This window comes from Cryobacterium sp. TMT1-2-2 (genome assembly GCF_004403505.1).
Classification (GTDB): Bacteria; Actinomycetota; Actinomycetes; order Actinomycetales; family Microbacteriaceae; genus Cryobacterium; species Cryobacterium flavum.
This window is the reverse complement of the sequence record NZ_SOGS01000006.1, coordinates 256,806-271,033: the sequence shown is the minus strand read 5'-3', so window position 1 is coordinate 271,033 and position 14,228 is coordinate 256,806. Positions and strand designations below refer to the sequence as shown.

Below are 14,228 nucleotides of genomic sequence, written 5' to 3'. Positions count from 1 at the left end.
CATTACCGTCAGGGTTGGGTGAGGCCAGTAGCTAACAGCAAGTCCGCCGCATGACGTAGGGCGAGAACTAGGAAACCACCACCATGTCCAGCCCGTCTTTGATCGCCGTGCGCGACGATAGTTATATGAGTAGTTCCGGACCGCGAGCTGGTGGTCCGACCTCGAGAAGGTCGTTCACCCCAGCGCACAAGCTTGACCATTTGGCTGCGTATGACGCGGCGATCAAGGACCATGAGGGTGGCGCGTATCTGCGCACTGAAGGGTTGTACTCCTCGCAGATCACGGAGTGGCGCAAGCTGCGTGACGCCGGTGTTCTCGCGGGGAAGAAACCTGGCGAGAAAATTGGCCGGTTAACGCCGGAGCAAGCGGAAATCGCCCGGTTGCGTCGCCAGCTGAGCAAGACCGAGCAGCGTCTGGAGACGACGGGGGTGGCGTTGGAGATCATGTCAAAAATGCACGAGCTACTCGAAAGTCTTTCGAAGAGCTCGCGGGACGAAACACCGCACACGAAGCCGTAATGACCGCCTACCGCGAACTGGCCAGCCGAGGAATCTCGACTCGCGTCGCGGCTGACCTGGTCGGGATCCCTCGGGCGACGCCACCAGGAAACCGCGCATCCCGGTGGCAGGGCCGGCGCCGATCCCGGCGAACAGGATCGATGATGCCGACCGCCGGCAGATTCTCGATGTCGTCAATTCGGACTCGTTCGTGGATCTGCCGCCGATTCAGATCTACGCGCAGCTGCTCGATGCGGGCACGTACTTGTGCTCCATTTCAACGATGTATCGGGTGTTGAACGAGAATCTGCAGGTCAAGGACCGTCGCCGCCTGGCACGCCATCTGGCACGGGCAATCCCCGAATTGATCGCCACGGCCCCAGGCCAGGTGCTCAGCTGGGATATTACGAAACTCGCTGGCCCGGTCAAGGGGAAGTACTTCGATGCCTACGTGATGATCGATATTTACTCCCGGTACATCGTCGGCGCGTATGTTCACGCGTCGGAATCGGGCGAGCTGGCGGTGGAGATGATGAAGGAAATCTTCGGCATTCACGGCGTCCCGCACGTCGTTCACGCCGACCGCGGCACGTCGATGACGTCAAAGACCGTCGCGGCGTTGCTGTCGGATCTGGAGGTCACCAAATCGCATTCGAGGCCGCGGGTGAGTAACGATAATCCCTACAGCGAGGCGTGGTTCAAGACCCTCAAATTCGCTCCGACGTTTCCCGAACGCTTCGGCTCCCTCGCCGACGCGAAGCTGTTCATGGCCTCGTTCGTCGATGGATACAACCACGAGCATCGCCATTCCGGGATCGGCCTCAATACGCGCGCCGACGTGCACTACGGCCTCGCCGAGGCGAAGGCCATCGAACGAGCAGCGACGCTGGACGCGGCCAGGGCACGCTTCCCCGAGCGATTCAGCACCAGCCAAGCACCAAAGATTCTGTCCATTCCCGCGACGGCATGGATCAACAAACCAGCCGACAAACCCACCGAAAAGGAACGCCTCGAACTAGCCGCCTAAACTCCCACTGGTCTCATCCGCCTTGACGGTGATGATGGAAGTAGGCCCTGGAATGCTGTGACTCCAACCTTGACTGACGCTTCTTGAAGCTGTCCTTAATTTGATCCGTCCACCGTTCCGTGGCTTGCATCAAACGCATTCGCCAGGCGGACATGACCTAATAGGAGCTTGACCAAGAAGTCCCATCACCGTCTTGTCTGCCCACCTGGCGAACGCGAGTCCACCTGTTACTCGAGCGTCAGAGGAGCTATTCCCATCATGACAACCGACGACATCAGCGTCATCGCCGGCATCGACACCCACGCCGACACCCATCACGTCGCCATCATCACCAATTACGGCAAACACCTTGCCGATAAGAATTTTCTGGCCGTGGGATCCGGCTACCGCGAAATCGCCGAATACATCACCCGGTATGGACCGGTGATCGCTGTCGGCGTCGAAGGAACAGGGTCCTACGGTGCTGAATTGACCCGGGTCCTGATCCACGAGGGCTTCGAGGTGAAAGAGGTCAACCGACCCAATCGCCAAGCCCGACGCATCCACGGCAAGTCCGATCCGCTAGACGCCTACGAGGCCGCCGAATCTGTCCTCGCCCAGCGCGGCACCTCCACACCAAAAGCCCGCGACGGTAACGTCGAAGCCCTCCGGGTGCTGCGCACCGCGCGCACCAGCGCGATGAAGGCACGCACCGCGGTACTAACGCAGATCAGCGCCATACTGACATCGGCCCCAGAGAGTATCCGGGCTAAATATCGGGGCAAGACCAGCGAATCCCGTGCCAAAAGCATGGCCACCTCGCGCCCGACCGGAGACATCACAGACCCCCTCGTCGCGACCGCCGTCACGCTCAAACGCATGGCCGCCCGCCATGCCTACCTCACCACCGAGATCGATGACTGCGACGCCGAGCTCGCCCGCATTATCGCCGAGCACGCCCCAGCCCTGACCCTGATCAAAGGTGTCGGCACCGCCGTCGCCTCCCAACTGCTGGTCACTATCGGCGACAACCCCGAGCGCCTGACCACAGAAGCCCAATTCGCCGCATTGGCCGGCGTCGCACCGATCCCTGCGTCATCGGGCAAGACGACACGGCGCTGGCTTTCCCGCGGTGGCGACCGCGCCGCGAACTCCGCGATTCACCGCATCGTTCTAGTGCGCATGGCGAAGGACCAACGCACCCAGGATTACGTCGTCAAACGCACCAGCGAGGGCGAAGGCAAGAAGGAGATCATGCGCTGCCTCAAGCGCTACGTCGCCCGCGAAATATACCGCGTCCTGCAGAACCCACGGCCTGGCCTGCTAACCAACGATCTGCGTCCACGGCGCCTCGCATTGCACCTCACCCAGACCGCCGTAGCACTCGAGCTGAGCGCCTGGCCCAAAGCCATCTCGCGCATTGAACGCGGCGCCACCCAAGATCGAGTCCTTTCTGAGCGCTACCGCGCATGGCTCAGTGAACAACCGAAAGTCAGCCCTTGACAACAATAGGAGCATCAAATTCCGCGGTGACGGTGAGGGTGAGTCTCAGGTGCTCGTGAACGTCGTCCGAATTCTGCGCCTACTTCATCGATCGTCAATACGCCTTGAAAGCCTGAGAATTCTGGAGAGAACCACGAGCTGAAGTGTGACGACTATGCCTTCCGAAGTAGCCACGGCCCATGCAATTCCATCCACGTTGAGCCAGGTCCCGCCAACGATCAGCAACGGCAGTCCAACCAGCGCACCCATAACGGTGCTCATTGCGACTACACGTGACCTCCCCAAAGCGACAAGGCAAGCTAACCCGGTGACCTGCGAGAGTGCGATACAGGCAAAAGCGATACCGAGGGGAGCCGATAGTCCAAAACCTGTAACAACCGATCCAGCAGACATCAATGCAACACCGAACGGGAGTAACATCGCGAACCCTATACCTAGGGAAAGCGCGAGCGGAATTGAGATCCTTATCGCACGTATCGTTCTCTGTCGCAGTAGCATACGGTCTTCGCTACCCACGGCGCCTTGCGCCACCTGCGTAACGGGACCATAGGCGGCCAGCGCCAATTTCATCAATTTGTCCGCGACCGCGTACATCGGAGCTGACCCCGGAACGAGCAACGTGACAAAGATGAGTGGCGCATTGACATAGAGCGCGGCAGTCGACGCGGTGACTACCCCGGATATTTGATCTCGCAGGCTATACCAAGGGAAGAAGCGCTTTGCCCGCACCGCAGAAGCTTTTCCGCTGGAACGCAATATCACGGCTGCCGAACACGAGGCAGCAACCCCAGCACCAACTATCTGCGCAAGTACAAACCAAAGGAGAGACCCTCCCAACGCAAGAATGAGAGTTCCAATCAGCACACCAAAAACCCTGGGTAGCGCCTCCAGAAGTATTAGGCGTCCCGGCTTCTTTTCACCGACGAAGTACCATGCACCTCCAAGAGCGGCGACCATCATAGATAGACCATAAATCGAACTGGCTGCCTCTTCACGGATGGCAATGCTTGAGATAACGACCACCGCAACCGGAGCCAAAATCCCAAATAGCACCAGCCGGACCTTAATGGAATCGGCATAAATACTATGTCGAAACTGTTCACCTGCACTGGCAATCATTCCGGGGCCAGTTACTCCCCATCCAAATGCGACAATCACTGCAAATACTGATCCTATAGCTTGAGCGACCGCTAAGCTAGCCCAAGTCGGTCCGCCTACAGTCGAAATAATGATAGGCATGGTTAGCAGCTGTACGAAGGCAGAAAGGAGAACGGCTGAGCCGAAACCGCTAAGTCGACCTGCTAACGCGCGCACTCGTTCCCTTTCTTTCGTCTAACTCAAGACTCAAGACTCAAGACTCAAGACTCAAGACTCAAGACTCAAGACTCAAGACTCAAGACTCAAGACTCAAGAACGAAGTAGTTGTTTATCATTGATTGAACCGAGATATTTAGTGATTCAAACCAGAAACCGAAATCATCTCCTTTCCTAAGTTTATAGGTGCGATTTTAGCAGCGCCCTTATCTAGAAGAAGTTCTGCTTGCATTGCTTTTATAGAACGGCTTCAACTTGTTCTGATACATGCTTAAAGCCGAGCCTATTGCCATGTGCATGTCTAGATACTGGTACGTCCCAAGCCGCCCTCCGAAAAAAACGCCAGCCTCCCCCCCTTGGAGAACCCGATACTCGCTCAACTTCCTGCGATCTTCTGCGGTGTTGATCGGATAATAGGGTTCGTCCGCCCGCGTCGCTGCGCGGGAATACTCCCGCATAATTACGGTCTTGTCGGCCGGGTAGTGTGCTCGCTCAGGGTGAAAATGACGGAACTCGTGAATGCGTGTATAAGGCACGGCGGCATCCGCGTAGTTCATGACAGGCGTTCCCTGGAAGTCCGAGATATGAAGAACTTCCTGCTCGAAATCGAGCGTGCGCCAAGTCAACTCACCGCCCTCGTAATTGAAGTATTGGTCGAGCGGACCGGTATATACGACCGGTATGCGACCTGTCACGGACTGTCGGTTGATTTCTTGCACATCGTCGAAGAAATCGGTGTCTAGCCGGACTTCAATGTTGGGGTGATCTACCATCCGTTCAATCCAAGAAGTGTACCCGTCAATTGGCAGGCCCTGGTACGTGTCATTAAAGTAGCGATTATCGTAGTTATATCGGACCGGTAATCGGCTAATAATCTCCGCAGGAAGTTCAACTGGAGAAGTCTGCCATTGCTTAGCTGTATAATCGCGAATGAAGGCCTCATATAGAGGCCGACCGATTAGGGAGATGCCCTTCTCCTCAAGGTTTTGACTCATACCCGAGGCAAATTCTGCAGCTTGACTGACTATTAGAGATCGGGCCTCGGCCGGGGAATACGCGGCTCGAAAGAACTGATTAATGGTACCCAGATTGATCGGCAGCGGGAACACCTCACCGCTGAAATTCGTGAAGACCCGATGCTCGTAATTCGTGAATCTGGTGAACCTGTTGACGTATTCCCAAACCACTTTATTTGAAGTGTGAAATAGGTGGGCGCCGTAATTGTGTACCTCAATTCCGGTTTCCGGTTCGAAGGAGCTATACGCGTTGCCCCCTATATGACTGCGTCGGTCAATCACGACGACCTTAAGCCCGAGGTCGGAGGCCGCACGTTCCGCTACTGTTAACCCGAAAAAACCGGAACCAACAACCACCAGATCAAAATTCATGCCGACATCCCTCAATTCGAACAAAACACCAATGCGCGTATCTGTGAGACTAACGGATGTCGACCCCGCCGGACTGCGAGCGCGCGGTTCACCGACTGCACGAGTTGTTTAGGACGCCCAGCAACGCACTGCTTATTATATCCGTCGGACCGGCGGTGTTTGAGTTCGCTATGGAACTGCGCCGCCGGAGCACGTATATTTTCGTCGGCATTTTTTCAGATTGATCGTCAACCCGAGTTCACGGAGGTGAGTGCGTACCCACAATCATTGGCACCCGCGGGCCCGAGTTTGATGGATGTCTCGACTTGATCTTCCGCATGCTCAACGAAGACGATTCGTAGTTGTGGTGTGTAACGTGTCAATTGAAGGGGGTCGGGCAAGGGCCGGAGCTGCCCTTATCAGTAGTCTGAATCAACGGAATAATCGCACAACTAGGACACCGGAGACTTAAGCGTTCGCCTAACTTTACGGTTTCTTACTTCCGTTCTTCTTAAAACGTCGAGCAAGTCAGGGGCGCCTCGGGAAACGCCCCAGGACTCATTCGCGCATCCAGCAATCAAGATCCAGAGAATCGGTGATGAGAGGTCCGGAGCTGCCAAGGTCTTCGCTACAATTACGGCAAAAAGCGCCCATGAAATTGCGCGACCTCTAGTTGTGCGCCCGGCTCGCCCGATGAGGCGAGTCAGGAACCAGAAAAAGGCGAGGATTCCTACGATCCCAACGCACGACAGCAACATGGCGACAAACGAAGAAGGTCGATTGCTCCCGAGTCCAGCTCCGAGCAAGTAGGTGTCCTTCAGCACCCCCAATGAAAACAGGTCGGCACTCGACCGTGTTATCTGCGAATAGCTTCCGATCTTCTCGTTGACGACCGTACTGATAGCGTCTATCGCCCGCTCGGCCCAGAGCAAGGATGCCATGGTCCCAATCAGAAGCACCATTGTCGCTAGGAGCACTCCTTGGCCGCCGGACAGGAATCTCTTAGCGCCATATATGGCTATCACCGCAATCACGACCAATGCTGCGGCGGTACCGGTGCCAGTCATCGAAGCGGACAAATTTAGTCCAGCCAACACGGCCATTCCCAAGCACACGAATCGAACCCATCCCTTGGTTGAGAAAAATAGAAAGAAGAAATACACCGCCGCAGCAATAGAGAACTCCGCCAGAAGGGATGGTTCTGCAAATACGCCACGGAGTCTCGAAATCCCCCCTACGTCCTCGTTCGTGTACGCCAATGTTCCAGAGTCGAATAATTCGCTTGGCCAGCGCCCACCAGCGTTGACAATGAGAAAATTCGACGACGAGAGAATTGTGCCTATGGTGAATGTCATAGCGGGCAAGAAGATAGATGAGCGAGTTTTCACGACGAAATAGACGAAGCCGACGGCGATGAGCAAATAGGCACCTTGAGCCAGATTTGAAACCGTTAGTCCTAACCTGGCTGGGTCCAGAATTCCCCTGTCAATGCCATTCCGCGGGCTCAGTACTAAAATTCCAGCAAACAGAATGGGCCCGAATGCTGTGATAAATATCGACCAGACTGCAAAAACGGTAAGTGCCGTTTTCCCCGGCCCTAAGAGCCGCTTAGCGATGGACGGGAGCCAGAAAAGTGTCGGCAGGGCGAGAAAGTAAAAGGGGCTAAGGGCATTCTCATTAACAACGATGGCGGCTGAATTCGGAAAGGCCGCAGCAACTGCGAGTAACCAGGGGTAGGCCGAACGCCGAAAAATCAGTATTACAACCGCCGCAATAAATAAAATCGTCCCCAAAGTTGTCACGTTCGTCATCATAGCAATGAGAACAAGACGGCATCAGCAGCGACGATACAGACTGAAAATACCCATTTCTCGACAGGCAGCGGGTGCCCCTCCCGGAATTTTGGGGCCTGCCTAGCAATGTTCTTGAGCAAGTCCATCGGAGGGCCTGCCGGGGAAGAGAATTTGGCGGAGCATCTGAATCACCCCATGGATACAAAATTTGGCGGAACATTGATGGCTATCGGAAATTGAGAGCGTAGTGGAGGTGAGGGTAATGAGCGAGTCGTTGGGCTGAAAGAGCTCGAGGCCTTCGCATGACAGAGGTTCCTACATTGCCCAACAGGAATGCGTCGACCTGTCCTGACTACTTTTTGAACCCGGATCTGACCACCTTTGCCATCTGGATGGGGTCGGCCTGCGAGCCGTCGGCCAGCACTTCGACTGCGGTCGTGCGATGCTCAATCAAGTGCCGCGTCGTCGAGCGTGACGATTGGTGCCACCACTGCGGCTGCCGGGGCGTGACACGCGACACAGCCTTCCGTCCCTCGCGCATGAACCATTGGGGTAGCGGCCGACGATCCTGCTCATGCAGGTGCACCGTTACACGTGTCCCGGGTGCGGGCAAACGTTGCTGCAGGACAGCGGGAATGCGGCACCGCCCAAGCCGAGGATCCTCACGGTTGATTCCGATAAGGCGTTGGCCGGGATCGTCGTTAGCTATCTCTCCGTCAGCCGGGTCCCGGCCGGTCTCGGAGCCGCACGTCACACCGCGAACAGCGCCATATTGCCCGGCGGAAAACGAGTGCTAAACCGTCCCGGGTTTCATGCCGCCGTTTTGTTGGCGGCTTCGATATTTATCGGGCCGTTTGTCCCAGCGTAATAGTTGACCTCATATTCGGCCGGCGGCATGTTCCCCAGGGCGCTGTGTAGACGCCGATTGTTGTACCAGTCGAGCCAGTCGAAGGTGAGCTTCTCGACGTCGGCGAGGGTCTTCAGCGGACCGGTGACGAAGGGTGAGTTCTTCGCGACGGCCTCGTTCTTGTAGAGGCCCATCACGGTCTCGGCGGCCGCATTGTCATACGCGTCACCGACCGTCCCGATCGATGCGACCAATCCCTCGAGCGCTACGGTCTCCGTGAATCGAATGGACGTATATTGCGACCCGGCATCGCTGTGATGGATCAGGCCGGGTTGGACGGTGTGCCCGGCGTTGTCTCGGCGCCAGAGCGCCATGTTCAAACACACCTCAACGAACGGGGTGTCCTTGACCGTGGACGCATGCCAGCCGACGATCGCTCGAGAATACAAGTCGATCGCGAAGGCCACGTAGACGAACCCGCCCCACGTCGGCACATACGTGAAGTCCGTCACCCAGCTGTGGTTCGGGTGGGGCGCGCTGAAATTGCGTTTCAACAAGTCAGGAGCACGGGCCGAATCCTTCCCGGTGGAGACTGTGCTGCGCGGCTTACGGCCACGAACGAGGCCGTTCATGCCTTCCAGCCGCATCAACCGGTCCACCGTGTGCTTGGACACACCGGCGAACTCGCCCCGGATCAGCCACGCCGTCATCTTCCGGCGGCCATAGAGAATCTCTGGCTGCTGCCGGCCCTGAACGTCCCGCACTGTCAACGCTTTAAGCCGATCCAGAAGGACAGCGTCGCTGCGGGTCCTAACCGCAGCAGCGCGGATCTTCCACGCACGATACGACCGTGAAGTGACCAAGACGCCCTGCTCACGCAGGACGCCACAAGTCAGCTCGACTCCATGGCCGTTCGCCTTCATCGAAACGATGAACGCGACTATGGACGGTTGCGAGGGTCGAGCTCCCTGAGCTCAAGAAAGACGCCGCTGCTTTCAGGATCTCGTTAGTTTCCCGCAGGTCCCGGTTTTCGCGCTTGAGCCGCCGGATCTCCTCGAGCTCTTCGCTCGTTGGACCGGTCCGTTCTCCCGCGTCGGATTGCGCCTGCCTGACCCACTTCCGCAACGTCTCCGGGCCGACATTGAGCTTGGGGGCAAGTTCGCGGCACGCGGCCCACATCGACGGATAATCCTTCACACGATCAACCGTCATACGAACCGCTCGCTCACGAACCTCATCTGGGTATTTCTTGGGCATAACCAAATCCTTTCACTAGAAAGAAAACGGCAAGAAATCAGGGACGGTTCATGCTGATCAACGACCCGACACGTTTCCACAACGTCACGGTCATCGGCGTTGACGATCACGTCTGGCACCGCGCCCGCTAGGGCGACAAGATCGTCACGTGATCATCGACCTCACCCCAGTTCGCAATAAAACAGCCCCGTCACGGCTGCTGGACATGGTCGAGGGACGGTCGACCAGGTGTGTACGCAATGGTTGGCCGATCGCCCAAAAGGAATGAAAGACTGCATCGACGTTGCCGAGATGTATGGCTTCACCGGCGATGAAACCGCCGCGAGCGAGGATATCCCGGAGGCGGTCCCGGCAATGGATCCTTTCCACGTCGTGGGTCTCGCTGTCGGCGCATTTGGACCGCTGCCGGCCACCCGTTCAACAGCACAATCTCGGCCATCGCGGCCACGTGGGAGATCCGCTCTAAACCGCCCGCTGGACCCTTCACACCTCTCGTGATCTCCTCAACGACTAGCAACAAGTCCGGCTCAGTACGGTGTTCTACGGCGACGAGCACCTCGCGTTTTAGGCAATTTGGGGGATCTATCAATGTATAGTCGCCGCCTACGGGACCGCAGACGAGAAGAACGGAATGGCCATGATGCACGCGCCGATCAACTCGATCAGTCGCGATGTCCCCCAGCTCCTGACGGAGATTCACCGTCTCGTCCGAACTCTGAAAAAGCTTGTCGCCGATATCTTCGCGTTCTTCGTCCGACCGGGAGCCTCGAACTGGCACGACCGAAGCCATCAACGGAAGGCGAGAGCATCTCTGCGGCAAAGCCTTGGACTTCCGAAATCTGACGCAATACGAAGCCCGCTCGCTCCTCAAAGCCGAAGGATTCCAACGCCAACTCCACCCCATATTTCGAAGAGTCACATTGATCAAAATGCACCCAGTTTCGGCGCCAGTCGGTTCAACCGGGCCAAGACGGCAGCCTATTGAGGCTGATTCCCCATGGAGTTCATCCGGAACATGATCGTGGCCGTTGTCTCCATTCGCAACCGTAAGGGATTCTCCACAAAACGGAAGTAGAACATTCCGGCACAAATGCCTACCGCGATTGCACCGACGAATACGACTGTCGGGGGAAGGCCGAACGGCATATGCGTGACCGCGGATGAGTAGACCATCAGGGCGAGGATGTGCACGAGGTAAATGGAATATGATGCATCGCCTATGCGACCACCGATGCGTGCGGCAATCCCCGTGGAAGGTCGCTCAAAAGCAATTACTGCAATGAAGATTGCTGCGCCAGGTACTCCCCACCAGAAGACGCGCTGGAGGCTTAACGTACCATCTACAATATTGGCAACCTCGGAGACGTCGCCGAATCCCATTACGGCTTGCACAACTAGGACAAGGCCACCGCTTAAACCGAGGGCAAGCCAACCTACTCGAGCGGTCTCTAGCGCGCGTCGCTTCCAGAGCGAATACGCACCGATCCCCAGCGCGAACTCAAGGAAGATCGGATTCGTGACCCATTGGAGCAGGAAAATATCGTCCGGCAGCACAACGCCCAGCCCGACGAGCGCGACGATCCCCAGGGACAGCCATTCGATCTTGTCGCCGAGTCGTAGAAGCACCATCAGGGCAACGAGCAGGTAAAACGTGAACTCGAACGAGAGGGTCCAGCCGACATCCAGGGGAGGCATTGTGAAGGTTGAGGTGTCGAACCAGGGTATAAACAGAAATAGGTTAGCGATGGAAATCGGGTTGATCGAAGCACGTTGAGCAATCGTGATTGCAATAAGAATGAAACTGATGATGATGTATGGCGGCGCAATTCGTAGCCATCGCATCACCAAGAAGTTTCGGGATGCTCGCGGACCATTACGGTTCGCCACCGAATTCGCCATCACAAATCCGCTAATGACGAAGAACAGGTCAACCCCGATCGCACCGAAGTTCTCTAAATGCAACCATTGGTTCATAAAGAATCTTTCACCGTGCATGCTAGCTAGGTCAACGGAATGGGCGATAAGCACAAGAACTGCCGCGTACCCGCGCATGCTCTGAATGCTGGTCAGTCGCTTTGTCTTCTCACGCTTAGCCCTGAAAGGCATGATTTTTTCCCCCATAGTCATACTCGGATTATGCCACTCCAATGTTTCGTCACAGCTTCCGAACCCATTGGCTCGACCCCTAGGGCTGGCCCCGCTGACGGGCTTGGCGTCGATGTCGATGTCAGCGCTCTTTGAAAAGTAGGCCAGTTTCGCTCCTCGAAAGTAGACCACCCACCACGATTGGATGTGTGATTACAGATCCGGATTGGGCAGAGATTCGGCACCTTCACGTCAGTGAGGGCATGTCGGTGCGGGCGATTGCAAAGCAGCTGGGCTTGTCACGGGTGACGGTCACCCGTGCGGTTCATTCGGCCGGGCCTCCGCAGTATCGTCGAGATCCGGGACCGTCAGCTTTCGACGATTTCGAAGCCGACGCACGGCGCCTGTTGACAACGACGCCATCGATGCCAGCGACGGTGGTGGCGGAGCGGGTGGGCTGGAGAGGGTACATCGTCGTAGTTTCGGAAGAAGATCACGCACCTCAAGCCCGAGTTCGCGCCGAAGGACCCCGCAGACCGGATCACCTATCGGGCGGGGACCAGGCGCAGTGCGACTTGTGGTTCCCACCAGCAGATATTCCCTGGGGCGGCGGCCGGACCGGGTCACCGCCGGTGCTGGTGATCGTCGCGTCGTACTCACGGTTCATCACCGCGGTGATGTTGTCGTCACGGACGACGGAGGATCTGCTCGCAGGGATGTGGCTGTTGCTGTCGGAGCAGCTCCAGGCGGTCCCGCGCCGCTTGATCTGGGACAACGAGGCAGGGATCGGGCGGCGCAACAAACTCGCCGACGGTGTCGCTGCGTTCTGCGGCGCATTGGCGACGAAGATCGTGCAGTTGAAGCCCTACGACCCAGAATCCAAAGGAATCGTCGAGCGGGCCGACCAGTTCCTGGAAACGTCGTTCCTGCCGGGCCGCACGCAGCTCCGGCAGTGGCTGCCTACGGCCAACACCCGCACGGTCCGCGCCCTGCAGGCGCGACCCCTCGACCGGGTTGCCGAGGACCGGGCGGCGATGCTAGCCGTTCCGCCGCCCCCGCCGGTCGGATTCAGGGCGCAGATTCGATTGCCCCGGGACTACTACGTTCGCGTGTTCGGCAACGACTATTCCGTCGATCCTGCCGCGATCGGGCGGATGGTTGACGTTCATGCCGATCTGACCCGAGTGACGGTGCGGCTGGGCGGGCAAATCGTCGCCACCCATCTGCGCGCCATGGGGTCGGCTGCGACCATCACGGATCCGGAGCATGTGACTGCGGCGAAAGCGTTGCGGGTCCGGTTTCAGACACCGACTCCGGCCGAGGCCCCGGAGTCATTGGAGCGGGACCAGGCCGACTACGACACCGCGTTCGAGGTCAGTTTCGATCCCGATGCGGAGGTCGCTTGATGAGTTCGGACACGATCAAGCAGATTGATTTCCTCTCCCGCGCCCTCAAAGCACCACGCATCCGTGACGCTGCCGTTCGCCTGGCCGATCAAGCCCGCGAAGCGGGTTGGTCCCACGAGGACTACCTCGCCGCGGTCCTCGACCGTGAAGTCGCAGCCCGTGATGCGTCCTGAGTCCAGTTGCGCATCCGCGCGGCCGGGTTCCCGTCCCGGAAGACGCTCGACGACTTCGTCTTCGACCACCAGCCCTCATTGAAGCGGGACCAGATCATCCACCTCGGCGGTGGTCTCTTCCTTGAGCAGGCCCGCAACATCGTCCTGCTCCGGCCTCCCGGCACCGGCAAAACCCACCTCGCGATCGGATTAGGCATCAAAGCCGCCGACGCCGGCCACCGGGTGCTGTTCGGCACCGCCGTCGAATGGGTCGCTCGCCTTCAATACGCGCACGAACGTGGCCGGCTGGCGGAGGAGATCGTGCGTTTGCGCCGTTACGGATTACTCATCGTTGACGAAGTGGGCTACATCCCGTTCGAACAAGACGCCGCGAACCTGTTCTTCCAGCTCGTGTCATCGCGTTACGAACACGCCTCGCTCATCCTGACCAGCAACCTGCCCTTCGCCCGCTGGGGCGACGTCTTCGGCGATCAAGTCGCCGCCGCCGCCATGATCGACCGCATCGTCCACCACGCCGACGTCATCACACTCAGAGGCGCCAGCTACCGACTCAAAGACAGCGGCATCACCACCCTGCCTTCCGCCAGACCAGAGAACACCACAGAATAGACACACAACAGTGGCCTACTTTTCGAAGAGCGCCCAGGGACTACTTTTAAAAGAGCATCGACAGTCGAAATCGTGGAATTTAATTGGCTGCCAGGCTCGCGCCTGCTTCCGCTTCCGCTTCCGCTTCCGCTTCCGCTTCCGCTTCCGCTGACATCCAGAGAGAATGTCGCGATTCTCAGATGAAGTCCCCGGGCCCTACTCAACCAACGCAGAGCACGTAGCTCAATTTTTACCGTCGATACTGACTCAATTTTTGACCGTCGTTGACGTGCCAGAAACTGGTGTAAATGTAGATCTCGTCGCACGAAACGTGCAGAATGGCCCGTTATACCGCGGTTGTCGGCGTAGCGCCTTCAGGTGCCTGGATCCAC

Annotated in this window: 8 protein-coding genes and 2 pseudogenes; 5 read left to right on the top strand and 5 right to left on the bottom strand. The window is 57.8% G+C overall.

The window, feature by feature from the left end:
• Positions 1–125 precede the first annotated feature (125 nt).
• Together E3T35_RS05285 and E3T35_RS05280 are read left to right on the top strand one after the other, a co-directional pair.
• A pseudogene (locus E3T35_RS05285) lies at positions 126–1,524 on the top strand (IS3 family transposase).
• A 258-nt stretch (positions 1,525–1,782) separates the two neighbouring features.
• Complete coding sequence (locus tag E3T35_RS05280; RefSeq protein WP_134378057.1) at positions 1,783–3,006, top strand: IS110 family transposase; 1,224 nt, start codon at positions 1,783–1,785, stop codon at positions 3,004–3,006.
• A gap of 84 nt (positions 3,007–3,090) precedes the next feature.
• Here E3T35_RS05280 and E3T35_RS05275 read toward each other — a convergent pair whose 3' ends face one another.
• The 5 genes from E3T35_RS05275 to E3T35_RS05250 form a co-directional block, all read right to left on the bottom strand.
• Positions 3,091–4,164, bottom strand: a complete 1,074-nt coding sequence (locus E3T35_RS05275; RefSeq protein ID WP_206750655.1) for a polysaccharide biosynthesis C-terminal domain-containing protein — start codon at positions 4,162–4,164, stop codon at positions 3,091–3,093.
• A 362-nt stretch (positions 4,165–4,526) separates the two neighbouring features.
• The gene (glf, locus tag E3T35_RS05265) at positions 4,527–5,708 is read right to left on the bottom strand and encodes a UDP-galactopyranose mutase (RefSeq protein ID WP_134378055.1); all 1,182 of its coding nucleotides are present in this window, start codon (positions 5,706–5,708) and stop codon (positions 4,527–4,529) included.
• 431 nt (positions 5,709–6,139) lie between these two features.
• Complete coding sequence (locus E3T35_RS05260) at positions 6,140–7,489, bottom strand: hypothetical protein (protein ID WP_134378054.1); 1,350 nt, start codon at positions 7,487–7,489, stop codon at positions 6,140–6,142.
• Positions 7,490–8,290: 801 nt separating this feature from the next.
• A protein-coding gene (locus E3T35_RS05255) for an IS3 family transposase (protein WP_134378053.1) occupies positions 8,291–9,584 on the bottom strand; the annotation gives its coding sequence in 2 pieces (ribosomal slippage) (positions 8,291–9,289 and positions 9,291–9,584; 1,293 coding nt in all).
• Positions 9,585–10,562: 978 nt separating this feature from the next.
• Positions 10,563–11,711: an acyltransferase gene (locus tag E3T35_RS05250; RefSeq protein WP_134378052.1), complete on the bottom strand. Its 1,149-nt coding sequence runs from the start codon at positions 11,709–11,711 to the stop codon at positions 10,563–10,565.
• Between the two features lie 221 nt (positions 11,712–11,932).
• Here E3T35_RS05250 and E3T35_RS05245 point away from each other — a divergent pair.
• From E3T35_RS05245 to istB, 3 genes and pseudogenes are all read left to right on the top strand, one after another.
• Positions 11,933–13,075: pseudogene (locus tag E3T35_RS05245) on the top strand (IS21 family transposase).
• Entirely contained in the window at positions 13,075–13,248 is a 174-nt protein-coding gene (locus tag E3T35_RS20160) for a hypothetical protein (protein ID WP_370449119.1), read from the top strand. Before E3T35_RS05245 ends, E3T35_RS20160 begins: the two are co-directional and overlap by 1 nt.
• Positions 13,249–13,254: 6 nt before the next feature.
• Positions 13,255–13,857 carry an IS21-like element helper ATPase IstB gene (istB, locus tag E3T35_RS05240; RefSeq protein WP_370449301.1) on the top strand — a complete coding sequence of 201 codons (603 nt, stop codon included), beginning with the start codon at positions 13,255–13,257 and terminating at the stop codon, positions 13,855–13,857.
• Positions 13,858–14,228 lie beyond the last annotated feature (371 nt).

Excerpts from the sequence above, each read along its gene's own strand:
- E3T35_RS05280 (WP_134378057.1), top strand. The coding sequence starts at position 1,783 with ATGACAACCGACGACATCAGCGTCATCGCCGGCATCGACACCCACGCC.
- glf (WP_134378055.1), bottom strand. The coding sequence starts at position 5,708 with ATGAATTTTGATCTGGTGGTTGTTGGTTCCGGTTTTTTCGGGTTAACA.
- E3T35_RS05250 (WP_134378052.1), bottom strand. The coding sequence starts at position 11,711 with ATGACTATGGGGGAAAAAATCATGCCTTTCAGGGCTAAGCGTGAGAAG.
- E3T35_RS20160 (WP_370449119.1), top strand. The coding sequence starts at position 13,075 with ATGAGTTCGGACACGATCAAGCAGATTGATTTCCTCTCCCGCGCCCTC.